Origin of the sequence: Dyella acidisoli (genome assembly GCF_030160295.1) — a bacterium.
Classification (GTDB): domain Bacteria; phylum Pseudomonadota; class Gammaproteobacteria; order Xanthomonadales; family Rhodanobacteraceae; genus Dyella_B; species Dyella_B acidisoli.
The window spans coordinates 304,081-329,296 of record NZ_BSOB01000010.1; the positions used below are offsets into that span (position 1 = coordinate 304,081).

The window sequence follows — 25,216 nt, forward strand, 5'->3', positions numbered from 1 at the left end:
TATGCCTTTGCTTAGCCGTAGACGGGGAATTTCTTGCATTGTGCGGAGACTTTCTCGCGCACAGCTTTAATCACGCTTTCGTCAGCAGGAGCATCCAGCACGTCGCAAATCCAATGGGTGAGCTCAACCACCTCGGCCTCTTTGTAACCACGCGTGGTGATGGCGGGCGTGCCGACACGCAGGCCGGAAGTGACGAACGGCGAACGCGGGTCATTCGGCACGGCATTCTTGTTGACGGTGATGTGCGCCTTGCCGAGGGCCGCCTCCGCATCCTTGCCAGTGACTTCGCGACCGATCAGATCGATCAGCATCAGGTGGTTTTCAGTGCCGCCAGACACGACCTTATAACCGCGTTCGATCAGCGTCTTCGCCATGACCTTGGCGTTCTTTACCACCTGCGCCTGGTAATCCTTGAAGGACGGCTCCAACGCTTCCTTGAACGCCACCGCCTTGGCGGCGATCACGTGCATGAGCGGACCACCCTGAATACCGGGGAACACGATGGACTGCAGTTTCTTTTCGATTTCTTCGCCCGCGTCCTTGGCAAGCACAATGCCGCCGCGCGGACCACGCAGCGTCTTGTGCGTGGTCGAAGTGACCACGTGCGCGTGCGGTAGCGGGCTGGGATACACGCCTGCAGCGATCAAGCCTGCGACGTGCGCCATATCCACGAACAGATACGCGCCAACCTTGTCGGCGATGGCGCGGAAACGCGCCCAATCCATGATCTGCGAGTAAGCGCTAAAGCCGGCCACGATCATCTTTGGCTTATGTTCGACGGCGAGGCGTTCGACTTCGTCGTAATCGACCAGGCCCTGCTCGTTCACGCCGTACTGCACGGCGTTGTACATCTTGCCGGAGATATTCACCTTCGCGCCGTGCGTGAGGTGACCGCCGTGCGCCAGGCTCATGCCGAGGATGGTGTCGCCCGGATTGAGCAGCGCGAAGTACACCGCCTGATTGGCCTGCGAACCGGAGTGTGGCTGCACGTTGGCGTAAGTGGCGCCGAACAGCTGCTTCAGGCGCTCGATGGCGAGGCGCTCGGCCACGTCCACATATTCGCAACCACCGTAGTAACGCTTGCCCGGATAGCCTTCGGCGTACTTGTTGGTGAGCACCGAGCCCTGGGCTTCCAGCACGCGTGGGCTGGCGTAGTTCTCCGAAGCGATCAGCTCGACGTGGTCCTCCTGGCGGCGGGCTTCGTCAGCAATGGCCTTGGCCAGCTCTTCATCATAGCCGGCGATCGTTTGATGCTTCGGGAACATTCGGGCCTCGTGGGGTCGCGTGAGACGGGGTAAGACTCGAAAGTGTAATGGTCGGGGGGCTTCGCGACCACCGTGGAATGGCCGGAACATTCGTCGCGTTGCCAACAGTCAATGAATAGCAATTCATTGTTTTTCATCAAAAAATTAAATCGGCATGTGCCACTTTCCGCGTATCTGGCGTCCAGTCGTGCCAATTAATCACAAGGACGAACCCAGGTTGGGGCGCAAACTCCAACTTACTCGCCCTGCGTTCGCCGTGTCGCCACTGCACCCACCATCACGTAGCTGATGATCATCAGCAAAAACCATGATCCCAACTTCGACATCGGCACCATGCGCCAACCATGATGCTGCGTCGGATAACGCCATGCCGCACTGAAGGTACCGATGTTCTCGGCGAACCAAATGAACACCGCTACCAGCAGAAAACCCAATAGCAACGGCATGCGTCGATGTGCATGGCGAATGCGGAAATGTACCCAGGTGCGCCCGAATAACAGCGCTACCGCTGCAAACAACAGCCATCGCAGATCAGGCAAAAAGTGATGTGTGAAAAAGTTCGCATAGATCGCCACTGCTAACCACACCGTGGCCATGAATGGCGGATGCCGCGTGAATTCAAAATCGAACAACCGCCACGCCCGTGCGATATAACTGCCCACCGATGCATACATGAAACCGCTGAAGAGCGGCACGCCGCTGATGCGCAGCAACGAAGGCTCCGGATAGATCCACGAACCCACCGAAGTCTTGAACACTTCCATTGCCGTACCCACAACGTGAAACAGCAGGATCACCTTCGCCTCTTCCAGCGTTTCCAGTCGACTGGCGATTAGCGCGCATTGCATACCCAGAGCAGCGATGGTGAGAAAGTCGTAACGCGCCAGCGCTGCATGCTGCGGATAGAACGCCCAGGTGAGCCCAAGCAGCAGCACCATGCTGCCGCCGAATAGGCAGGCAGAGGCCTGCTTTGCCCCAAAACAGACGAACTCGTGCAAAGCAACGGCGCAACGGCCACGCGAGTGCGCCCAGTGTCCGGTTCGCTTATCCCACGCACGCAGCACTTCGAGCACGCTGCCAAGGATGTCGATTGTCGATGGTCTCCACATTCCCAGAAGCCTGGCGGCGCGGCATGACCAGGCGGGCGCGAAAAGTGGCACACGGCTAGCCATTGGCTTGCGATAAGGCGGCGAATGACTTCCCGCCGTCACCGGCGCTTACGCACAACCCGCTATAATCGGACGTTTGATACCCACGCCCTGCGCGTCGCCCGTCCTTGCGGGCCGACCACGCGTACGCCAACGGAGCCAGCATGCAATACATCTACACCATGAACGGGGTCAGCAAGATCGTTCCCCCGAAGCGCCAGATCATCAAGGACATCTCGCTGAGCTTCTTCCCGGGCGCCAAGATCGGCCTGCTCGGCTTGAACGGCGCGGGCAAGTCCACGGTGCTGCGCATCATGGCCGGCGTCGACAAGGACTTCCAAGGCGAAGCCCGCCCGCAGCCGGGCATCAAGGTCGGCTATCTGGCGCAGGAGCCGGAGCTGGATCATGAGAAGACCGTGCGCCAGGCAGTGGAAGAAGGCGTATCGGTGATCTTCGACGCGCAGAAGCGCCTTGAAGAGGTCTACGCCGCCTATGGCGAGGAAGGCGCAGATTTCGACAAGCTGGCCGCCGAGCAGCAGCAGCTGGAAAACATCCTGGCCGTGAACGACGCGCACGCACTGGAGCGCCAGCTCGAAGTGGCCGCCGACGCGCTGCGCCTGCCGCCGTGGGATGCCAAGATTGGACCGCTGTCCGGCGGTGAGAAGCGCCGCGTGGCGCTGTGCCGCCTGCTGCTGTCCAAGCCGGACATGCTGCTGCTGGACGAGCCCACCAACCACTTGGACGCCGAATCAGTCGATTGGCTGGAGCAGTTCCTGCAGAGCTATCCGGGCACCGTCGTGGCCGTCACCCACGATCGCTACTTCCTCGACAACGCCGCCGAGTGGATTCTGGAGCTCGACCGCGGCCGCGGCATTCCGTGGAAGGGCAATTACACCGAATGGCTGGAGCAGAAAGACCAGCGCCTGAAGCAGGAAGCGCAGCAGGAAAAGTCGCGCCAGAAGGCGATCGAGAAGGAACTGGAATGGGTGCGCTCCGCCGCCAAGGGCCGTCAGTCCAAGGGCAAGGCGCGCTTGAACCGCTTCGAAGAACTGAACGCGGTGGAATACCAGCGCCGCAACGAAACCAATGAAATCTTCATTCCGCCGGGCGAGCGCCTGGGCCAGGAAGTGATCGAGTTCAAGAACGTCACCAAGGCCTTCGGCGACCGCCTGCTGATCGACGATCTGTCGTTCAAGGTGCCGCCGGGCGCCATCGTGGGCGTGATCGGTCCGAACGGCGCGGGCAAATCCACACTGATGAAGCTGATCACCGGCGTCGAGAAGCCGGATAACGGCGAAGTGAAGATCGGCCATACCGTCAAGCTCGCTTACGTCGACCAGTCGCGCGGTGCGCTCGATCCGAAAAACAACGTGTGGCAGGAAGTCTCAGGCGGATCGGACATCCTCACCATCGGCAACTTCGAAATCCAGTCGCGCGCCTATATCGGCCGCTTCAACTTCAAGGGCACCGATCAGCAGAAGATCGTCGGCAATCTGTCCGGTGGTGAACGCGGCCGCCTGCATATGGCCAAGACGCTGCTACAGGGCGGCAACGTGTTGCTACTGGACGAACCGTCGAACGACCTGGATATCGAAACCCTGCGCGCACTGGAAGACGCCCTGCTGGAGTTCCCGGGCTGCGCGATGGTGATCTCGCATGATCGCTGGTTCCTCGATCGCATCGCCACGCACATCATCGCGTTCGAAGGCGATTCGCACGTGGAGTTCTTCCCCGGCAACTACAACGAGTATGAAGCCGACAAGAAGCGTCGTTTGGGTGACGAAGCGGCGAAGCCGCATCGTGTGAAGTACAAGAAACTCGCCTGACGCGACGCCTCACTCCCTCTCCCCTCCGGGGAGAGGGCTGGGGTGAGGGGCCAACGCTTGCCTCAAACTCCAATAGAACCGCGCACTGATCTACCACCACTGCAAGATTCGCCCCTCACCCTACCCTCTCCCCGGAGGGGAGAGGGAAAAAGAAACATGGCGGCAAGGAGAGAGACACATGCACTTCATGCAGAGCCTGCAAACCGCATGGACCCGCAACAACTCCCTGGTCTGCGTCGGCCTCGACCCCGAACCCGCCAAATTCCCTGCGCACCTTAAAGGCCGCCCCGATGCGGTATTCGAATTCTGTGCTGCGATCGTCGATGCCACCGCCGACCTAGCCTGCTCCTTCAAGCCGCAAATCGCCCACTTCGCTGCGTTGCGCGCGGAAGAAGCGCTGGAACGCCTGATCGCACACATCCACGCCAAGCACCCTGGCGTGCCGGTGATCCTCGACGCCAAACGCGGCGACATCGGCAGCACTGCGCAGCATTACGTCACCGAGGCATTCGAACGTTTCGGCGCCGACGCAGTGACACTCAATCCGTATCTCGGCCGCGACTCCGCGCAGCCGTTCCTCGATCGCGCCGACAAAGGCGTGATTCTTCTCTGCCACACCTCCAACCCCGGCGCCGCCGATCTGCAGGACCTGGACGTCGGCGGCAAGCCGCTGTATCAGCACGTCGCCCGCCTCATCGCGCAGGAATGGAACACGCATGGCAATTGCGCGCTGGTCACGGGCGCCACGTATCCAGAACAATTGGCGGAAGTGCGCGCACTGATCGGCGACATCCCGTTGCTGGTACCCGGCATCGGCGCACAGGGCGGCGATGTACAAGCCGTGGTGCGCAATGGCCGTACCGCCGCCGGCGCCGGCCTGATGATCAATTCGTCTCGCGCGATTCTTTACGCCGGCAGCGGCGAGGATTTTGCCGAAGCAGCGCGCACAGCAGCACTCGACCTGCGCGACAGCATCAACCACTATCGAGCGAGTTGATTCAACCGATACTTTTTTTCGGGGAACGTGCGTCCATGCCGGACTTCGATCGTGATATCGACCTGCAACGACGGCGTTGGCTGCAAGCAGCGGGCATGTCGCTTGGCTTCGCTGCAATAGCAATACTGCCTCGCGTGCTCCGTGCCGCGCCCGTGTCACGCTCGCGCCTGATTCTGCTTGGAACAGCTGGTGGCCCCACACCGAAACCGGCACGTTCCGCACCGGCCAGCGCGATCGTGGTCGACGGTGTCATCTACGTGATCGATTGCGGCAACGGCGTCGCTCGCCAGATGGTAAAGGCGGGGCTGGATCTCGGCGCCATCCGAAATGTCTTCATCACGCACCAGCATTCGGACCATAACGCCGATTACGGCAACCTGCTGTGGCTGGCCTGGGCGGCCAAGCTGCACACGCGGGTCGATACCTGGGGGCCGCCGCCGCTCTCTGAGATGACCCGGCTGTTCCTGCAGATGAATGACTATGACATCCGCACACGGATAGCCGATGAAGGGCGGCCTCCACTGGCGCCATTGATCGCGCCGCATGAAATCAGCCAGGGTGGACTTGTGATGCAGGACGAGCGCGTCAAGGTGACAGCCGCCCTGGTGCAGCATCCGCCGGTATCGCCCGCCTTTGCCTACCGTTTCGACTGCCCGGATCGATCTATCGTTTTTTCCGGTGACACGCGACCTTCCGAAAACCTCGTCAAACTCGCACGCGGAGCGGACGTGCTGGTGCATGAGGTGATGTACCTGCCAGCACTGGACAAGCTGATCGCCAGCGAGCCGAATGCCGCGCGTTTGCGCGAACATTTGCTGGCCAGCCACACTACTACCGAGCAGGTGGGACGCATCGCTACCGAGGCGGGTGTGAGAACGCTGGTACTGAACCACTTTGTGCCGGGCGGCGACCCCAGCCTTACCGACGAGGTATGGCACGACGCCGTCGCCCCGCACTTCAAGGGCCGGCTGATCGTCGGACGCGACCTGATGGAAATCTGATAGTCCTGAGCCGCCCGCTGGCTGCCTTCCAGCCCTCCCCCGCTCAACCACACTGTGTCAGTATCACGAGCGAAAATCGGCCTTCGCGCCGGTCGGGGAATCTAAAGAGGGAACGTATGCAGACATCGAATGGGCTAGGTCGAGAAGCGGTCTCAAAAGCTTGCGCCGTTTTGTATCGGGTAGCGTTGACGGTGTGTCTGGTCGCGCTTGCGCTGGGGCAGTCGCCGCGCGTTTATGCGGCCAGTCCCGATCCATCCATGGTCTCGAAAATCGACGCGGCCACATTCGAAGTGGTGATTCCGCGTGCGGTAGATGACCCGCTCACCTACGAAAAACCGCTGCCGCTCGATTTGTTGCCGTATCAGGAACGCACCGACAAATACTTTTCCATCGGCACGGCGTTTGCCATCGGCCACAATCGTTACGTCACGGCCGGTCATGTATTTCTGGCCGCCGTCGGCGATCTCACCGGCCCGCCGGCGCTGCGCGATGCCAGCGGTCGCGTGTACGCCATCGACAAGATCGAAAAATTCTCCCTGCAGCAAGACTTCGTGATGTTCTCGCTGAAGGAACAACCCAACGGCGACGCTGCGCTGGAAACGAACGCCAAGCCGTCAATGAACAGCGTGGTATACGCAGTAGGTAATGCGCTCGGCACCGGCGTGGTGATTCGCGACGGCTTGTACACCTCCGACACGCCGGAGGACGAAAACGGGCGCTGGAAGTGGATGCGCTTCTCCGCTGCCGCCTCGCCCGGTAACAGTGGCGGCCCGCTGCTCGATCAGAACGGCAAGGTGATCGGCGTGGTGTTGATGAAGTCGCCGAACGAAAACCTCAATTACGCGCTGCCGATCGGCGAAGTGCTCAACGCATCCGATAGCACAGCCGTGATGGACAAGCGCGAATCCTACGAACTGGACATCATCGAAGAAAACCAGAACGGTGCATTCAAAGCGCAGTTTCCGTTGCCCACCAGCTATGACGATTTCAGCGCCAACTACCTCAAGCTGCTCGATCGCAACAGCGAAGATCTGTTGAAGGCGCTACTACAGCAGCAAGGCAAGGATCTGTTTCCGCATGGCGCCGGCTCCAACCATATCCTGCACGACACGCCGGAGTTGAGCCTGTTCCCCGAGCTGATCGTGCGCAACCGCAGCGGCCAATGGGTGTATTCCGGACGCGAACTCAACCGTGTGCCGCTCAGCGGCAACGGCTATGTGGCCAGCGGCTACGTCGGTCACAATTTCCTGACCCATCTGCGTCGTCCCGACGACATGAAGGCCGCCACGTTCTACAACGATCCCAAGCAGATGATGGATCTGGTGCTCAAGACCGGCTATTGGACGCGCCAGGTCGGTCCGGAGAAGGTCAAGATCGTCTCGCTGGGCAAGCCCGCCTCAGATACCACTTATACCGACAACTGGCAGCGTCGGTGGAAAGTGTTTGTCTGGTCACTGCCGTACATCAACGCGCAAATGGTGGTGTTCGCACTGCCAACGCCTGATGGCTACACGATCATGATGCGGATGAATCCGTCGGTAGGCACGCACGACAGCATGATCGATCTGAAGGCATTGACCGATTTCTTGAACGTCGACTATGGCGGCACACTGGCGCAATGGAAGGATTTCCTTGCTGATAAATCGCTGCTGCCGGAAGTGTTGAAAGATGCCCGCGTCGATGTCGATTACGGCAAGCATTTCAGATACACCGCCAACAACGTTACCTTCGGCTATCCCATTACCCTGCAGCCTATCGACCCGGACAACCTGCTTGCCGTGGGCGTGGGCTACTACGAAAACCACGACAAGTTCGCACTGCAGACCGGCGTGGTGCAATTGCGCCTGAACACCACCGATCCGGATCGCATCAGCATCAAGCGGCATATCGCGCCCAGCGCAGATCTCGACGATAACTTCAAGGAAGGCTGGGGCAAGCTAGTGCACAAACAGCATCCCTACGATGGCGTGCCCTACAACGATGGCGACGAGATGGACATCGCCACGGTGGTCGATGCACCGGCGAACAATGCACCTTCCGAGCTGTACACGGCGTTCTATGCCACACAAGGTACGCACAAGCCTGAAGAGATGAAGGCGAAACTGGATCTGTTGACGCAACAGCTCAAGGTGAAATCGCCTTGATGCTTCCAATGCCCTCTCCCTTTCGAGGAGAGGGTTGTCATGAATGACACTTCATCCCATGGCCGTCATTCCCGCGAAAGCGGGAATCCATCTTGCGCTGATGCATCCTTGAAAATAGATTCCCGCTTTCGCGGGAATGACGACCGTGGGCAAGAACGAGGGTTTTCATGGCAACCGATGCATCACACACTCAGATGCCTTTCACTCCTGCAATGGCATCCTGTTCAGACTGCCCCTTAAGGATTGCCGCGTGAGTTTGTGGTTCCTGATGTTCCTGAGCGTGCTGCAAGGTGTGACCGAGTTGTTTCCGGTCAGCAGCCTTGGCCATACCCTGCTGATTCCTGCGCTGTTCGGTGTGCACATCGACAAGCACGCACCGCAACTCATTCCTTTTCTTGTTGCCTTGCATCTGGGCACGGCGCTGTCGCTGCTGGTTTATTTCCGGCGTCGGTGGGTAGCACTTATCCGCGGCTTCTTCGGTTCGTTGTCAGGTCGACACAACGATGAAGGCCACATGATGTGGGCACTGATCATCGGCACCATTCCCGCTTGCGTCGTGGGGCTGCTGTTGGAGAAAAGACTGGAACTGGTGTTCAAGGATCTGCGCATCGTCGCCGTGGCATTGATCGTCAATGGCGTGCTGCTGTGGATCGGCGATCGCATCGAGCGCACGCGTCCTCACAAGGCTCCAGAGAAACTCAGCTTTCGGCAAGCCTTTCTGGTCGGATTGGCGCAAGTTGGCGCCCTGATTCCAGGCTTCTCGCGCAGCGGGCTCACCATGATCGCGGGTTCTGCGACGGGCCTGGACAAAGAAAAAGCCGCCGAATTTTCTTTCCTGCTCGGCACACCGATCATCCTTGCGGCAGGCCTGCTGGAAATTCCCAAGCTGTTCAAAGCACCGGAGCAACTGGGTGACGCGCTGCTAGGCGGCGTACTGACCGCCATCGCCGCATGGCTCAGCCTGCGCTTTCTAATGCGCTACTTCGAAGGACGGGGACGGCTGACCTCATTTGGCACGTACTGCATCATTGCCGGCGCGGTTTTCCTAGGCTGGTTCCTGCTGCATTCGCAGCCTGTCTGATGCGCTGCCGTTGTATCGACATGCAGTGCGCAGAAACAGTCATTCGTCAGCGCCAGCATCCATGCCTGGAAACAGCACTTCGGTAAAACCGAACTTGGTGAAGTCGGTAATGCGCGAGGGATACAAGCGCCCGATCAAGTGATCGCACTCATGCTGCACTACGCGGGCATGAAAACCTTCCGCGTTGCGATCGATGCGCCCACCCTTGGGATCGATGCCTTCGTAGCGGATCAAGGAATAGCGGTTGACTGCGCCGCGCAAGCCCGGCACGGAAAGGCAACCTTCCCAGCCCTCCTCCATGTCCTGCGACAGGGGCGTGATGATGGGATTGAGCAGGATGGTCTGCGGTACCGGCGGAGCATCCGGATAACGCTCGGAGCTGTCGAAGCCGAAAATGACCAACTGCAGGTCCACACCGATCTGCGGCGCGGCAAGGCCGACGCCGCCCGCGGCATGCATGGTTTCGAACATGTCGGCGATCAACGCATCGAGTTCCGCACTGCCGATCATGCTGTCGGGCACGGGCGGAGCGACACGCAGCAATCGCGGATCACCCATCTTCAGAATCTCGCGGATCATGCCAACCTCGTAACGGTATGCCTGTTATCTGGAAGTCTAACTGCGGACGGCATGAAGTGAACGCAAGCCTTTCCCGGTTCGCTAGCTGTCCCGTCAATCAACGTGCCGGATCCGGTATTGACCCCTGCCCCGGACAGGCAGAACCTTAAGCGAGCTGACCGAATCGGAGTTCCTTGTATGGCTACCGCTGCAATGAGGCCGGCCGGCATTACGGGCAAAATCGTCTGGGCGGTCATCGCCGCCATCGGCGCCGCGTGTCTGGCTGTGATTGCGCTGCGGCGCGGCGAGCCGATCAACGCCATCTGGCTCGTAGCGGCCGCCGTGGCGATCTTCCTGATTGGCTACCGCTTCTACGGCAAGTTCATCGAGCACCACGTGCTGCAGATGGATCCCACCCGCGCGCCGCCTTCGGTACTGCGCAACGACGGCCTGGATTACGTGCCGACCGACAAATGGGTGGTGTTCGGCCACCACTTTGCGGCAATCGCCGGCGCTGGCCCGCTGGTGGGGCCGGTGTTGGCGGCGCAGATGGGCTATCTGCCGGGCACCTTGTGGATTCTGTTCGGCGTGGTGCTGGGTGGTGCGGTGCAAGATTTCATGGTGCTGGGGCTGTCGGTACGCCGCGACGCACGTTCGCTCGGCCACATGCTGCGCGAAGAGCTGGGCGCGCTTGCCGGCGTCGTCGCCATGTTCGGCCTGCTGGCCTTGATGATGATCGTGCTGGCCGTACTGGCACTGGTGGTGGTGAAAGCGCTGACGCACAGCCCCTGGGGTACGTTCTCGGTCGCGTGCACCATTCCCATCGCCTTGCTGATGGGTGTCTATCTGCGCTGGCTGCGACCGGGGCGCATCCTGGAAGTGTCGTTGATCGGCCTGGTGCTGCTGCTCAGTTCCATTGCATACGGTGCGCACATAGCCGCCACGCCGGATCTGGCCAGACTGTTCGATTTTGATGCGAAATCGCTGGCGTGGCTGCTGATCATCTATGGCTTCGTCGCGTCGGTGCTGCCGGTATGGCTGCTGTTGGCGCCGCGCGATTACCTGTCCACGTTCCTGAAGATCGGCACGATCGTCCTGCTGGCGATCGCGATCATCTTCGCTGCACCGTACTTGCAGATGCCCGCAGTATCGCGCTTTATCGACGGCACCGGGCCAGTGTTCCAGGGGCAACTGTTTCCGTTCCTGTTCATCACCATCGCCTGCGGGTCAGTCTCGGGTTGGCATTCGATCATTGCTTCAGGCACCACGCCGAAATTGCTTTCGAATGAAGGCGAAGCACGCATGGTCGGCTACGGCGGCATGCTGATGGAAGCGTTCGTGGCGATCATGGCCTTGATCGCAGCAGCCTCGCTGCATCCGGGTGTGTATTTCGCGATGAACTCGCCATCGGCCCTGATCGGCACCACGGTGGAACATGCCGCCACCGTGATCAGCCAATGGGGCTTCGTGGTCACGCCGGACGAACTGACACGCACCGCGAAAGACATCGGCGAAACCAGCATCCTCAGTCGTGCCGGCGGTGCTCCCACGCTGGCGGTCGGCATGGCGCAACTACTGCACAACATCCTGCCGGGCGAGGGCATGGTCGCGTTCTGGTATCACTACGCCATCCTGTTCGAAGCCTTGTTCATTCTCACCACGGTGGATGCCGGCACGCGCGTGGGTCGCTTCATGATCCAGGAAATCGCAGGTTTGGTTTATGCCCCTCTGAAGAGCACCGAATCGTGGATCGGCAACGTGCTGGCCACCTCGATCTGCGTGGGCTTGTGGGGCTATTTCCTGTATCAGGGTGCGGTCGATCCACTGGGCGGCATCAACACCTTGTGGCCGCTGTTCGGCATCGCCAACCAGATGCTTGCGGCGATCGCATTGATGCTCGCCACCGTAGTCACGGTGAAGCTCAAGCGCGAACGCTATGCGTGGGTGCCGGGCATTCCCGCGTTATGGCTGGTCACCTGCACGCTCACCGCTGGCTTCGAAAAGCTCACCGGGCCGATTAGTTTTACCGCTTCCGCGCAGAAGTACCAGGACGCGATGGATACCGGCAAGTTGCTGGCGCCGGCCAAATCCTTGGGTGAAATGCAGCGCATCATCACGAACAACAGCGTAGACGCTACGCTGACGGCCGTGTTCGTGCTGCTGGTGGTCACGATGCTCGGTTTCAGCATCTACGCCATCCTGAAAGCTTTGCGCAGTAGTGCGCCCACCGCGCAAGAAGCACCGCGTGTCGCGCTGGCCAGCGTGGCAAGCCGGAGTACCTGACCATGACACTCCAGAAATTTTGGCAACGCCTCGTACAGACCGCCCGCCTAAGCTGCGGCGTGCCGGACTACGACGTCTACGTTGCCCATCTGCGTACCCACCATCCAGACCGCAAGATACCCACCTACGCCGAGTTCTTCCGCGACCGGCAAACGGCGCGGTACAAGGGCACGGGTGGGCGCTGCTGCTAGCCCCTGCCTTTCGTCACGCTGGAAATCCAAGGCCATGTCCATATAAAGACATGGCCTTGTCGTATCTACCTGCGATTACACTGTCCCCTTTCACCCGAGCTGTGGCCGTGGGCGCTCTTACATGACCAAGCCCGTTTCCGAAATAGAGGCCCGGCATAGCTTCGGCTTGCGCATCATCGCCGTCTACAAAGCGATCAAATCGGTGTGCCTGATTTTGGTGGCCATCGTCGCCTTCCACCTGCACCAGGAACAGAACTTCGAGCGTCTAGTGCACATGCTGGAGCACCTGTCATTGCAGGACAGCAGCGGCATGCGCTGGCGCCTGGTCGGATTGCTGCAGCAATGGGGACCTAGCAAGTTCATCGCTGTCGGCATCGTGGCGCTGGCCTATGCGGCGATCTTTGCGACGGAAGGCACCGGCCTTTGGCTGCGCAAGCATTGGGCGGAATGGTTCACTGTGATCGCCACCGGTTCGCTGATCCCGGTGGAGGCATACGAAATGTTCCACAAGTTCAGCTGGCTAAAGCTGGGGGCGTTTATCGGCAACATCGTGATCGTGATCTATTTGATCCGCATAGCGATGCAGCCTCACGGGCGCAAGCCCTAATTTTGATCATCCACTGACGTCAACCACATCAGGCCGCCGTGCGGCGGGTAGGCGCGTCACTACGGACCTCGGTCATTCGCGACGCTGGAAATTCAAGGCCGTGTCCATACAAAGACATAGTCTTGTTGTATCTACCTACGGTTAGACTTCTCCCTTTCACCCGAGTCATCGCCCTGGGCACCACCACATGACCAAGCCCGTTTCCGAGATCGAAGCCCGACACGGCTTCGGCCTACGTGTGATCGCCATCTACGAGGTGATCAAAACGATGTGCTTGATCTTCGTGGCCATCGTCGCGTTCGGCTTGCACCAAGAACAGAACTTCGAGCGTCTGGTGCACACGCTGGAGCATCTGTCGTTACAGGACAGTAGCGGCATGCGCTGGCGACTGGTCGGATTGCTTCAGGAAATGGGGCCCAGCAAATTCATGGCCATCGGTATCGTGGCACTGGCCTACGCAGCGATCTTCGCGACAGAAGGCATAGGCTTGTGGCTACGCAAGCACTGGGCGGAATGGTTCACTGTGATCGCCACCGGTTCGCTGATTCCGGTAGAGATGTACGAGGTGTTCCACAAGTTCAACTGGCTGAAGGTTGGTGCGCTGATCGGCAATGTGGTGATCGTGATCTACTTGGTCCGCATTGCGATGCAGCCACATCATAAAAGGGTCTAGGCTAGCCACTTGAACGCTATGCGTTGCATCGCCCCTAACCGTAAACATGCAGCGCTTTGGGCTAGCACTATTTGCAGGATATAAACGAACGGGTTCAATCGATTGCTTGGCGCTCGTAGCTAAAGATTTTGGCTATTTCCCTACCCTTCAGAAGAAGGGGGCAAACGATCAAGAATTTAGAGCATGTACCACCCATGCATGATTCCGTGTGTCAGAGTCACGGAAATGACTACCCACGCGAGCAAAACGAACGAATCGGCCTTCTCGTTACGAACCTGTTGCAACCCCATCCAAAGGACAAGCGGGATGATTGAATATCTGTTTTCAATCATCCATGAGGATGAGAGATAAAAGGCAGAAAACGGATAAATGAGCCATCCTTGCGATACTGCAAAGCGCGTGCATACCAGGCAACACGCGGCCAGCGCACATAGAGCAGAAAACAGTATGTGATAACCCAAGCCACTGCGTACTACTGCAATGACTCCGTTGTGAAAGATGGAATGCTCCGCAACCAAATTAGCGAAGTTGCCGTCGAGCTTCGCCAAGGCGAAAACAACGAGCGGGATCAGCACCATTTGCGGGCGCTCCCAAACTTTGGCAAAAAAATCCTTCACGCAAAACCAAACTTGGTTCGGAAAGAAGACAAATACGAGAAACAGAAAAAAGTAGATATTTCCGCGATGCCATTGCAAATCAGGGTGGCCGTATGCCTGGGACTTTTCCAAGGCTATGGTGCCATTCCATGCCCAGTACCCAATAAAAATCGAGAGTGGAAGCAGGTACGGGAGACCGGCACGGAAGACGTCTTTAAACGTCCTACCAACCTGCCATTGGCCCTCCTGCAAGATCGGCCAAATGGCAAACATTGCCATAAAGCCAACCCAAACCACATTATTTTGTCGCACAAAGATGGATAAGGTCAGGGCCGCGGCCGACAGCATGTGCCGTCGCTTCAAGACCGCAAGCATGGCTGCCAATACAAGCGCTGCTGAAAGGACGTCTGTATAGATCAGGAAATCATAAGGATAAAGCAGCGGCAGAAAGAGAAACATCATCGCTCGTTTGAGTGGCGATGAATCATTCACTGTGCGCCTGATGAGATAGAAAATTAAGGCGGCGAGTAGTCCGAACAGCGATGTTATTACTCGCATCGCGCTGATCGAATGCACGTTAGTAATCTGCAGCAGAACGGCCACCAACAAGTGATAGCCGGGAATCATGGTCAGCGCATCATTTGCTACATAATTTCCGTGTAAGAAACTCTCGATCTGCGGAATGTGGACTAGCTCGTCTCCAATGTGGCGCATCCGTCCGGCACGTAGCGACTCAACGAGCGACGCAACCCATATCACTAAAAGCAAAAATAATGAAATGTTGGAACTTACGGGTTTCCTAAGCTGTTGCATCAGACGGTCCGTGTACCATGCTTCGTCTTCAAGAATACGTACCATCCTCAAGGATGCACGCGATCAGTTAGTTCCAGCGCTTTCGATTGCTTCGGCTAAGCGTATGGTAGCGCACCATCGATCGGCAATGTCCGCATATGAACTCCTCGCCTTTTGCCAAGCCCCCCAACTCTGGCATCCGTGGTCACTGCATGCATATATCCGGCCTCCAATTGCCGCACAACCATCCAGTGCCAAGCCATGGTGAGCAAGTCGCGTAGCACTCCCAATCGCTTTGGCGCTGCGAGCACGCGGGCATTTCAGGGTTTTGCCAACGCCGGCCCGACCACCATCGCTCAAGAGCTTCATAGTCGGAAGAAGTCGTTTCGGGCACTCTTCCAAGTCAACGGCTAACTCGGGTCCGCAGTTCGCATCATGGCGCATGCATTGTCCAAGCCATCTGCGTCGTCTTGTTGGTCATCGCCATGCAAACCACATTCGAATGGGAGCAGACCGCCAGACGATCCATCGGCTAAGCATACATACGCATGACGGTGTTTGGGTTTCCACCCCAACCTACACCTCGTGATGGATTGCTTCGGCCGGTGGTTCGCGACGCGGCGTCAACTCCACCAAGTACATCGCGGCAAGCACCAGGCCGCCGCCGCAAAGCATGCGCCAGGTGAGCACATCGCTGCCGAACATCACCGCGAATGTGGCGGCGAAGACGGGTTCCGTAGTCATCACGATGGCCGCACGTGTAGCAGGCAGATGGGCCTGCGCCCACGTCTGCATCAGCATGGCGCCCGCGCCGGCCACCAACGCCATGTACAGCACGGCGATCCAGGCGCTGCGATCGGGTGGCAACGTCGGCCCGCCGTGACCTGCGGTGGCCAGCAGGCACACCAACGCAATCACCGCCATCTGCACCGCGGACAAACCAAATGCTTCGTCGGCACGCGCCCAATGGCCCAGCCCGACGATATGCAAGCCATAGAGCAGGGCCGAAATCAGTGTGAGCCATACACCGAGATCGACTGAAAATCCATTGAGCGTCAGCAACGCCAAACCCAACGTAGCCATGCCCACCGCCAACCACACGCTGGTGGACATGCGCTGGCGTAACAGAAACGTGGCTAGGATCGGCGTGAACACCACATACATGCCGGTAACGAAACCGCTGACGCTCGGTGAAATCAGCGAAAGACCCCAGGTTTGCAGCAATTGCCCCAGGCCATACAGTGCGCCCAGCATCACGCCACGCCATAGCTGACGACGTTCCAGCCGTGCTACGTGGCGATGGAACAGCGCGAACATGACAACTGCCGCGACGATGAATCGCACGGCCAGGAAATCCGCTACCGGCATGCGATCAACCACGTCCTTGATCAGCACGAAGGTGGAACCCCACACCGCCGCTGTCACCAGCAGACCGATGGTCGCCAGCAGGCCCACGCGCGATGTCGTAGTCATCGCTTGGCCGTCCGCAACCATTGCCCGGGAATCTTCAACAGGAACCGTGTCCAGATACCGAACCACACCACGATGGCGACAAGCGGATTTTGCGCGGCACGATCGAACTTGCGGAACCAGCGCCACATGCCGCGATGCTTGTGATAACTCACGAAGATTGGACGATGCCGGCTTGACCCACCCTTGCCATGCATCACGCGGACATCGCCTGCCAGCAGCACGCGCCAGCCCGCATCGCGCACGCGGCGGCACAGATCGAGATCTTCGCAATGCAGGAAATACTTTTCATCAAAGCCGTGCAAGGATTCGAACACCCGCTGCGGCATCAGCATTACGGCGCCGGAGACAGCCTCTGCATCAACCACGTGATCGGGAATGGATGATGCGTTCACGCCTCCGTTGCGCTTGAACAATGTGGCAAGCGCCCGCCCCAGCAGCGGATCACGACGAAACGAAGCGGGATCGGGCACACCGTTTGCATCGCAGACCACCGCACCGACGAGGCCCACTTTGTTTTCCGTCGCCACGATGTCGAGCAAGCGCTGCAAGGTAGTTTGGTCGACCAGGCAATCCGGATTGAGGATCAAAAGATTCTCGCCGCGCGCCTGAGCCGCCGCACGATTCACCGCAGGACCAAAGCCAAGATTGGCGTGGTTGTACATCACCTTGAAACGAGGATCGGCTTCGCGAGCGCGTGCGATAGCCTGCGGAATGCCATCGGTCGACGCGTTGTCGATCAGCAGCAGTTCGAGCGGAATCGTGCATGCGAGCACGCTCTTGACGCAGTCGCGCAAGCTCGGCCCGCTGTCGGCGGAGACGATGATGACGCTGAGCTGCAGTTGAAACGGATCAGGAGCTGGCATAGCTGGACGGTGGCTTCCGGGGCTGTGATCGTACTGCAACGCGTTTGCGGAACTGATGTAGGTTGAGGCGCAAACCCCAACATCGCCAAGCACACACATTACGATGTTGGGGTTTGCACCCCAACCTACCTTTCTTCGAATACATCCTGCCCTAACACATGCGACAGCGCCAACGGCGGTTGGTCTTCGCCGCGGCTCAACCATGCTTCGCCAGCATGCCAGCCATACAGCTGCCAACCGCGCAGCCGGTACTGCTTGTCGTGGGCGCGATCGTACAACACCACACCGCTCCATGCCGTCATCGGCATGGCCATCCATCGCTGCCCCGGCGCCATGGAAACCTGCGGCTCGATGTCATGGATATGCGTGTTGGTGCCGATGCGGCAGTTACGCATGTCGATCATCGTCATGTCGGTCGCGCTTTCGCCCAGGGACGCCCATATCGGTGACTCAAGTTCGATCAAAGTGTCCGCAGGGCCAATCTGCGCAAGCGCCATATCGCGCCACTCGGGCGAGGTGGCTGCAAGGACGGCATTGCGTTGCGGCTTGCGATCCTGCCACGACTCCAGCAACACCAGCAGGGAGAAACCCACCAAGGCCGCCAGCATCGTCAAAGTAAGGCCCAACGCGTGGCGATCGAACGCGAGGTAACTCGCCACCAGCAAGCCGGCAAAGCCCCAGCGCAAGGCGCGTCGAAGTAGGGCGTTATGCGGCTGCAAGCGAGGCAATCGCGCCACCTGGATGGCAGCAAGTCCTAACAACAGAGGCAGTCCGGCCCACCACGGCAGACACGCCAGCAACACCATCCATGCGATGGCCAGCGCCAAGGCCGGCCATCGATTGCGCAATGCGGTGAGGCTTAGCCGCACCACACCCTGGCGTTGCGGAACATGCGCATCCACGGCGAATCCTCGCCCCAGGTATCCGGATGCCAGCTCATTTGCACGGTGCGGAACACGCGTTCCGGATGTGGCATCAGGATCGTCACCCGCCCATCCGCAGCGGTAAAGCCGGCCAGGCCGCCGGGCGAACCGTTGGGATTGAGCGGATAGTGTTCGGTGGGCTTGCCGCGATTGTCTACGAAGCGCACCGCACCGCCTGCCTTCGACGGGCTGCACGACGCCGAAAAGCTCACGCGCCCTTCACCGTGCGCCACCACCACCGGAATACGCGAACCGTTCATGCCCTTGAAGAAAATGCTGGGCGAATCCAGCACTTCCAACGTGGACAGACGCGCTTCGTATTGCTCGGAAGCATTGCGCAGGAATTTCGGCCAATGCTGCGCACCCGGAATGATGTCCTTGAGTTGGCTCATCATCTGGCAACCGTTGCACACGCCCAGTGCAAACTTGCTGGTGTCAGCGAAGAACGTGCTGAACTCCGCACGCAGCATGTCGTTGTAGAGAATCGACGCCGCCCAGCCGCGACCAGCGCCGAGTACGTCGCCGAAGGAGAAACCGCCACACGCCGCGAAACCGCGAAAATCGCCGAGCTTGATACGTCCGCTGACGAGATCAGACATATGCACATCGACTGCTTCGAAACCGGCGCGGGTGAACGCAGCCGCCATTTCCACCTGGCCATTGACGCCCTGCTCGCGCAGGACCGCCACGCGCGGGCGCGTGCCTTTGCCGATGTATGGCGCGGCGATGTCCTCGGCCGGATCGAATGTAAGCTTGGGACTGATGCCCGCATCCGCATCATCGATGCGCCATTCCAGTTCCGCATCCGCGCTGACCGGGTTGTCGCGCAGGCGTTGCATCGCGTAGCTGGTTTCGTTCCACGCCTTGAATAGCTGCGTCCAGTTCCACTTGAACAACGTGTCGCCGTTGAGGAACAGCTTAATGCCAAGCTTTTCCTTCGGACGGCCGATGCGATTGCTCATGCCAGCCAAGCCGTGCTTGATCAGCAGTGATTCGAACGCTTCGCGATTGGCTGTTGCCACCTGCAGCACAGCGCCAAGTTCTTCGTTGAACAAGGCGCGCAGCGTCGCTTCGGCCCAGCCATCCAGCGTGATCTCAAGACCGCAACGGCCGGCGAAAGCCATTTCCAGCAGCGTGATGATCACACCGCCGTCGGAACGATCGTGATAGGCCAGCAGCATGCCGGCGCGGTTTGCTTCCTGCACCAGATCGAACAAGGCCTTCAGGCGCTTGGCATCATCCAGATCGGGCGGTACGCCGCCGCCGCGATTGAATACTTGCGTAAGCGCAGAACCGCCGAGACGTCCGCGGCCCGCACCGAGATCGATCAACCATAAATCGGAGTCGCCGCGATCGAGCCGCATTTGCGGCGTCAGCGTGCGACGCGCGTCGTCGACACGGGCGAAACCTGTGATGACCAGCGACACCGGCGCCACCGTACGCTGCGGTGTTTCGCCGTCGTGCCACACGGTTTGCATGGAGAGCGAGTCCTTGCCGACCGGAATGGAAATATCCAGTTCCGGACACAGTTCCATGCCGACAGCTTTCACTGCATCGAACAGGGCGGCGTCTTCGCCCGGATGATTCACTGCCGCCATCCAGTTAGCGGAAAGGCGCATTTCACTCAGCGATTCAATCGGCGCCGCGGCGAGATTGGTGATAGCCTCGCCAACGGCAAGACGCGCAGCACCTGCACTGTTGAGCAAAGCGACCGGCGCGCGCTCGGCCATCGCCATCGCTTCGCCTTTATAGCCTTCGAAATCCACCAGCGTAACCGCGCAGTCGGCCACCGGCACCTGCCACGGACCCACCATCGGATCGCGTGCGCACAGGCCGCCGACAGTGCGATCACCGATGGTGATGAGAAAGCTTTTGCTACCTACGGTCGGCAGACGCAGCACGCGCATCAGCGCTTCGTCCATGCCGATGCCGCTCAAATCCGGAATCAGATCGATGCGCGGTTTGATGTGCTTGGTATCGCGATGCATGCGCGGTGCCTTGCCAAACAGCACATCCATCGGCAGATCGATGACGGTGAGGTTGCGGCGCGGATCAGTGACACGCAGCACGCGCGCTTGCGTGGCGGTACCGACTACAGCGTATGGGCAACGCTCGCGCACGCAGTACGCTTCGAACTGAGGTAGATGTTCTTGCGCGATCGCCAGCACGTAGCGCTCTTGCGATTCGTTGCTCCACACCTGCATCGGTGACAGCGAAGGATCGTCGCACGGCACTTTCGACAGATCGATCTCGCCACCTACGCCCGCATCGTTGAGCAATTCCGGAATAGCGTTGGACAAGCCGCCCGCGCCGACGTCGTGAACGCTGACGATGGGGTTGTGTTCGCCCAGCGACCAGCAGGCGTCGATCACTTGCTGGCAGCGGCGTTCCATTTCCGCGTTGTCACGCTGCACGGAAGCGAAGTCGAGTTCCGCGCTGGATGCGCCGGATGCCATCGACGAAGCAGCACCGCCGCCCAGACCGATCAGCATGGCCGGGCCGCCCAGCACGATCACCGCATGACCCGGCTGCAGCTCGCGCTTCTGAACGTGTTCGCTGCGGATATTGGCGATACCGCCAGCAATCATGATCGGCTTGTCGTAGCCGCGGCGCACCCCGGCTTCGCCGGTCTCGTGCTCATACGTGCGGAAATAGCCGCCCAGGCACGGACGTCCAAACTCGTTGTTGAATGCAGCAGCGCCGAGCGGGCCATCGCGCATGATCTCGAATGCGCTGGCCATGCGCGGCGGCAGCGGGCGTTCCACTTCCCACGGCTGCGAATGGCCTGGAATGCGCAGATCCGACACGGAGAAACCGGCCAGTCCCGCCTTGGGTTTGGCGCCACGACCGGTAGCGCCCTCGTCGCGGATTTCGCCGCCGGCACCGGTGGCCGCACCAGGCCATGGCGCGATCGCAGTGGGATGGTTATGCGTTTCCACCTTGATCGCGTAGTCGATGCGTTCTCCGCGAGCGCGCCACACACCATCGGTATCGCAGACGAAGCGCTCGCCCGCATGACCTTCGATCACCGCCGCATTGTCCTTGTAGGCGGACAGCGTGTATGCCGGCGAATGCTGGTGCGTGTTCTTGATCATGGCGAACAGGCTCTTCTCCTGCGCTTCGCCATCCAGCGTCCAGCTGGCGTTGAACACTTTGTGGCGGCAGTGCTCGGAGTTGGCCTGCGCGAACATGAAGAGTTCGGCATCGGTGGGATCACGGCCCAGCTCGGCGTAGCGCGCGGCCAGGTAATCGATCTCGTCATCGGCCAGCGCCAGACCCAGCTCGGTGTTGGCCTTCGCCAATGCGCCGCGCGGATCGCTGCCCAGCGCGACGTACACCAGATCGCCCGGCTGACCCGCCAGGAACAAGCCTTGTGCCTGATCGAGGCGCGTAAGCACCGATTGCGTCATCGTGTCGTGCAGGACCGCGAGCAGTTCCTGATAGCTCGCATCGTCAGTCGCCGGCAGGCCGCTTACCTGGTAGGCCGTACCACGCTCAACGCGGCGTACGTCGAAACCGCAGTCATGCAGGATGTCGGTGGCTTTGCTCGACCATGGCGAAATGGTGCCCAGACGCGGCACCACCCACAGCGAGGCGATTTCCGGTTTGCTGTCCTTGGCTTCCAGTGCCTCCAGCAGGCGCGTGCGCTGTTCGCCCTCGGGCTCGGAAGCGGCGTCGATGAAATAGACGAACCAGCACGCCTGCACCCTGGTGCCACGATGCAGGGCATCCAGGCGGGCATTAAGACGTTCCAGACGAAAAGGCGAGAGGGCGCTCTGCCCGTCGAGTGCGATCATTGCGGGGGAAAAGGCGCTAGCGATGGAAGCGGCTTATTGTACCTGAGCGGCGGCCGGCTCGCCCCCTCTCCTCTCTGGGGAGAGAAAGCAAGGTTGGGTTAGCGCAGCGTAACCCAACGATGCTGCCACGAGACGTTGGGTTACGCTGCGCCAACCCAACCTACGGCTCGTCCCTTATCCGCATGAACCGCGCAAACCGTGGCTTCCCACCAGACGTCATGCCTTGATACCGATACGTCACCAAACTGCCCACGGGCGGGGGATTGCGGCGTTGCTCGTCGGTGAAGCCTGTGCCGATGCGGAACTGTGTGCCGTCAGGCATTTCCACCAGCAGTGAGCCCATCATGCCGGCGTACTTGCCCTTGCCCGGCACATGGTCGACCACGCGGGCTTCCGCATCGTCGAATGGCTTGAATTTCAGCAGATCGTCGCTACGGCCGGCACGGTACAGCGACGCACCACGGTGCAAGACCAAACCTTCGCCGCCACCTTGCACAATTTCATCGAGCTTGCGCTTGAGTTCGGCTTCGTTGGCCACCTTGAATTGCAGCACCGGCTGCACCCATGGCTGGTCGATCTGCGCGACCCACTTACGCAACGCCGGGATGCGCTCATCGAACGTGCCCGCATGTCCGGGTACGTCGAACACCATGTAGCGGATGTGATGCCAGGCCTGATCATCGGCAGGCTGCTGACGGATGGTGGCCGAAGCCAGTTCGAACTGATCACGTCCGGCCCACAATTCACCGTCCATGGGTGTTTTCGGCCAACCTGCCGTGAACCACGCTGGCGCGTCGATCACTGCGCCGCTGCGAGTGCGAAGTTTCTCGCCATCCCAGTAGCCGCGCACGCCGTCGTATTTTTCGCTGACCCAGTAATCGTTTAGCGCGGCGCCAGCGTGATAGACGTTCGCCAGCATCACCGGCGAGGGTGAAAGCGTTGCCGGATAAACCGGCCAAGCGATAAATAGCCAGATCAGTACGATCAAGCGCGCTCGCCACGCGCTGATCGATGACGATGATGTCCGCATGAGGCGTCCCTGTGTGCAAGTTTGTCTTCGTTACTCCAATGAAGACATTCTTGTTACGCCTCAAGCTCAAGTCGATGGATCAACCACCCTTTGTGGAGTGCTCCTGCACCGCTTGCAGCATTTGGGCGGGCGTCAGATAGCCGCCGATCAAGGCACCGTCTTCGGCATACACCGCCGGCGTGCCGGTCACGCCCAGCTTCAGCCCGAGGTCGAACTGATCCTTGACGGGGTTTTTGCAATCAGCAGATTTGGGGTCGCGACCCTTCTTGGCTTCGGTAAAGGCATCGTTGCGATCGGACGCACACCAGATCGATACCATTTCTTTGTACGTGGGAGTGGGCTGGCCGTCCTCGCCTGTCACACCAGAACGCGGCCACGCCAAGTACTGCACGGCGATGCCTTCCTTGTTGAGTGCCTTGATCTGCTCATGCAGCACGCGGCAATACGGACAGGTCACGTCGGTGAACACTGTCACCGTGTATTTGGGATTCTCAGGCGCGAACACGATGCGATCGGACACCGGCACCTTCGCCAGCTCTGTTTTGCGGTAAACCGCCCACGCGTCGTCAGTGAGGCTGGTGCCCTTGGTCGCATCGATCAGCTGACCATTCATCACGTACTTGCCGTCGCTGCTGATGTAGACCAGATGGCCGGAGGCGATCACCTGATAGAAGCCCGGCAGCGGTGCCGGCATGATCTGTTCGATCTTCGCCTTGGGCACAAGCTTCAGCAACGTTTGCCGCACCATAGCTTCGGGTGTGTTGGCAGTCGGTGGCGGGGTCGAAACAGTGGCCTGCGCCAGTGCCGCACCGACTTGCATCGCCAGCATGCCCGCGCAGAGCGCCAGCCAGAACTTCTTGGACATACAACCTCGTTGCCGATGCGGCTAAATGGGAGAAATACGGCAAGTATCGCATATTGGCCGCGATAGCCCGTTGTAAGAGGGTGCCGATATGGCTGTCTCGTCGCCTCTATGCGGCGCCCGTGGCGCTGCTTTGATTTGAATCTTCGATACACCCCATACACGGAAACGAAGTCCACGCTAGCCACGCGGATGATGTTGAGCATGAAGGCGCTTGAGCCCTTCCTTGGCAACCAGCGTATAGATTTGCGTGGTACTCAACGCGCTGTGTCCCAGCAGCATTTGCAGCGCGCGCAGATCCGCTCCGTGGTTCAGCAGATGCGTGGCGAACGAATGCCGCAGTACGTGCGGCGAAATACGCTTGCTGTTGATGCCTACGGACACAGCATGGCGTTTCACCAGGGTCCAGAACATTTGACGCGTCATGCCCTCGCCGCGCTTGCTCAAAAACAGCGCAGGCGGCTGCCGCCCTTTGGCGAGCACCGGACGCGCCTGGGTGAGATAGGTCTGGATGTATTCCAGCGCTACTTCGCCCACCGGCACCAGCCGATCCTTGCCGCCTTTGCCTGTGACGCGCAGCACGCCCTGGCGCGTGTTCAACGCGGCCAGTGGCAGCTCCACAAGTTCGGAAACGCGCAGGCCCGAGGCGTACATCAACTCGAGCATGGCGCGGTCGCGCAGCCCCAGAGTGGTGGAAACATCGGGTGCGTGGAGTAGGCCTTCTATCTCGCGCTCGGCCAAGGCTTTGGGCAGGCTACGCGGCGTTTTGGGGCGTTCGATCAGCAGCGTCGGATCCTCGAAACCCGGTTGATCGCGCGCCATCGACGCGTAGAAACGGCGGAACGCCGACTGCCGGCGCGCCATCGAACGTACCGCCACGGGTTGCGAGCCGTGGAAGGCCGACAGATCTTCGCGCCTCGCCGTGCGCAGACTTTGCCCCCTTCCTACCAGCCAACGCGCCAACGCCTCGAGATCCTGCCGATACGCCTGGAGCGTGCGTTCGGCCAATCCATCTTCGGACCAGACGCGCTCGATGAAGGCAGCGATTTCCTGCTCGTCGGCGTCCGAAATAGCAGCCGCCTCTTTACTCGTGTTCTGCTTCATGC

The 25,216-nt window shown here is 59.9% G+C and carries 20 protein-coding genes; 9 read left to right on the forward strand and 11 right to left on the reverse strand.

Annotated features, from left to right (window positions below):
- Window positions 1-11 precede the first annotated feature (11 nt).
- Together glyA and QQJ86_RS06365 are read right to left on the reverse strand one after the other, a co-directional pair.
- On the reverse strand, window positions 12-1,265 hold the full coding sequence (gene glyA, locus QQJ86_RS06360; protein WP_284320076.1) for a serine hydroxymethyltransferase: 1,254 nt from the start codon (window positions 1,263-1,265) through the stop codon (window positions 12-14).
- A gap of 236 nt (window positions 1,266-1,501) precedes the next feature.
- Window positions 1,502-2,374, reverse strand: coding sequence for a DUF817 domain-containing protein (locus QQJ86_RS06365; protein ID WP_284320077.1), 873 nt, complete (start codon window positions 2,372-2,374; stop codon window positions 1,502-1,504).
- Between the two features lie 203 nt (window positions 2,375-2,577).
- Between QQJ86_RS06365 and ettA the strand changes: the two genes are divergently transcribed.
- The 5 genes from ettA (at window position 2,578) to QQJ86_RS06390 (ending at window position 9,462) form a co-directional block, all read left to right on the forward strand.
- Entirely contained in the window at window positions 2,578-4,239 is a 1,662-nt protein-coding gene (gene ettA, locus QQJ86_RS06370) for an energy-dependent translational throttle protein EttA (RefSeq protein WP_284320078.1), read from the forward strand.
- Between the two features lie 178 nt (window positions 4,240-4,417).
- Window positions 4,418-5,236, forward strand: a complete 819-nt coding sequence (pyrF, locus tag QQJ86_RS06375) for an orotidine-5'-phosphate decarboxylase (protein WP_284320079.1) — start codon at window positions 4,418-4,420, stop codon at window positions 5,234-5,236.
- 35 nt (window positions 5,237-5,271) lie between these two features.
- Window positions 5,272-6,237: an MBL fold metallo-hydrolase gene (locus QQJ86_RS06380; protein WP_284320080.1), complete on the forward strand. Its 966-nt coding sequence runs from the start codon at window positions 5,272-5,274 to the stop codon at window positions 6,235-6,237.
- 116 nt (window positions 6,238-6,353) lie between these two features.
- Window positions 6,354-8,381, forward strand: coding sequence for a S1 family peptidase (locus QQJ86_RS06385; RefSeq protein ID WP_284320081.1), 2,028 nt, complete (start codon window positions 6,354-6,356; stop codon window positions 8,379-8,381).
- Between the two features lie 250 nt (window positions 8,382-8,631).
- Window positions 8,632-9,462: an undecaprenyl-diphosphate phosphatase gene (locus QQJ86_RS06390; RefSeq protein ID WP_284320082.1), complete on the forward strand. Its 831-nt coding sequence runs from the start codon at window positions 8,632-8,634 to the stop codon at window positions 9,460-9,462.
- A 39-nt stretch (window positions 9,463-9,501) separates the two neighbouring features.
- On the opposite strand, the gene def is transcribed toward QQJ86_RS06390, so the two are convergent.
- A complete protein-coding gene (gene def, locus QQJ86_RS06395) occupies window positions 9,502-10,041 on the reverse strand; it encodes a peptide deformylase (protein WP_284320083.1) in 540 nt (179 codons plus the stop codon).
- Window positions 10,042-10,218: 177 nt separating this feature from the next.
- Between def and QQJ86_RS06400 the strand changes: the two genes are divergently transcribed.
- The 4 genes from QQJ86_RS06400 (at window position 10,219) to QQJ86_RS06415 (ending at window position 13,774) form a co-directional block, all read left to right on the forward strand.
- A complete protein-coding gene (locus tag QQJ86_RS06400) occupies window positions 10,219-12,303 on the forward strand; it encodes a carbon starvation CstA family protein (protein ID WP_284320084.1) in 2,085 nt (694 codons plus the stop codon).
- A 2-nt stretch (window positions 12,304-12,305) separates the two neighbouring features.
- Entirely contained in the window at window positions 12,306-12,494 is a 189-nt protein-coding gene (locus QQJ86_RS06405; RefSeq protein WP_284320085.1) for a YbdD/YjiX family protein, read from the forward strand.
- 121 nt (window positions 12,495-12,615) lie between these two features.
- Window positions 12,616-13,101 carry a DUF2127 domain-containing protein gene (locus QQJ86_RS06410; RefSeq protein ID WP_284320086.1) on the forward strand — a complete coding sequence of 162 codons (486 nt, stop codon included), beginning with the start codon at window positions 12,616-12,618 and terminating at the stop codon, window positions 13,099-13,101.
- Window positions 13,102-13,288: 187 nt separating this feature from the next.
- A complete protein-coding gene (locus QQJ86_RS06415; RefSeq protein ID WP_284320087.1) occupies window positions 13,289-13,774 on the forward strand; it encodes a DUF2127 domain-containing protein in 486 nt (161 codons plus the stop codon).
- 176 nt (window positions 13,775-13,950) lie between these two features.
- Here QQJ86_RS06415 and QQJ86_RS06420 read toward each other — a convergent pair whose 3' ends face one another.
- From QQJ86_RS06420 to xerD, 8 genes are all read right to left on the reverse strand, one after another.
- Window positions 13,951-15,228, reverse strand: a complete 1,278-nt coding sequence (locus QQJ86_RS06420; RefSeq protein WP_284320088.1) for a Dol-P-Glc:Glc(2)Man(9)GlcNAc(2)-PP-Dol alpha-1,2-glucosyltransferase — start codon at window positions 15,226-15,228, stop codon at window positions 13,951-13,953.
- Window positions 15,229-15,738: 510 nt separating this feature from the next.
- Window positions 15,739-16,635: a DMT family transporter gene (locus tag QQJ86_RS06425; RefSeq protein ID WP_284320089.1), complete on the reverse strand. Its 897-nt coding sequence runs from the start codon at window positions 16,633-16,635 to the stop codon at window positions 15,739-15,741.
- Window positions 16,632-17,498: a glycosyltransferase family 2 protein gene (locus QQJ86_RS06430; RefSeq protein ID WP_284320090.1), complete on the reverse strand. Its 867-nt coding sequence runs from the start codon at window positions 17,496-17,498 to the stop codon at window positions 16,632-16,634. The genes QQJ86_RS06425 and QQJ86_RS06430 overlap by 4 nt, the downstream gene beginning before the upstream one ends.
- Window positions 17,499-17,623: 125 nt before the next feature.
- Window positions 17,624-18,400, reverse strand: a complete 777-nt coding sequence (locus QQJ86_RS06435) for a hypothetical protein (protein WP_284320091.1) — start codon at window positions 18,398-18,400, stop codon at window positions 17,624-17,626.
- Window positions 18,358-22,218 (reverse strand): phosphoribosylformylglycinamidine synthase, encoded by a 3,861-nt coding sequence (purL, locus tag QQJ86_RS06440; RefSeq protein ID WP_284320092.1) that lies wholly within the window; start codon window positions 22,216-22,218, stop codon window positions 18,358-18,360. Before purL ends, QQJ86_RS06435 begins: the two co-directional genes overlap by 43 nt.
- Window positions 22,219-22,378: 160 nt before the next feature.
- Complete coding sequence (locus tag QQJ86_RS06445; RefSeq protein WP_284320093.1) at window positions 22,379-23,248, reverse strand: DNA ligase; 870 nt, start codon at window positions 23,246-23,248, stop codon at window positions 22,379-22,381.
- A 79-nt stretch (window positions 23,249-23,327) separates the two neighbouring features.
- The gene (locus QQJ86_RS06450; RefSeq protein ID WP_284320094.1) at window positions 23,328-24,113 is read right to left on the reverse strand and encodes a disulfide isomerase DsbC N-terminal domain-containing protein; all 786 of its coding nucleotides are present in this window, start codon (window positions 24,111-24,113) and stop codon (window positions 23,328-23,330) included.
- A gap of 177 nt (window positions 24,114-24,290) precedes the next feature.
- On the reverse strand, window positions 24,291-25,214 hold the full coding sequence (gene xerD / locus QQJ86_RS06455) for a site-specific tyrosine recombinase XerD (protein ID WP_284320095.1): 924 nt from the start codon (window positions 25,212-25,214) through the stop codon (window positions 24,291-24,293).
- Window positions 25,215-25,216: the final 2 nt, after the last annotated feature.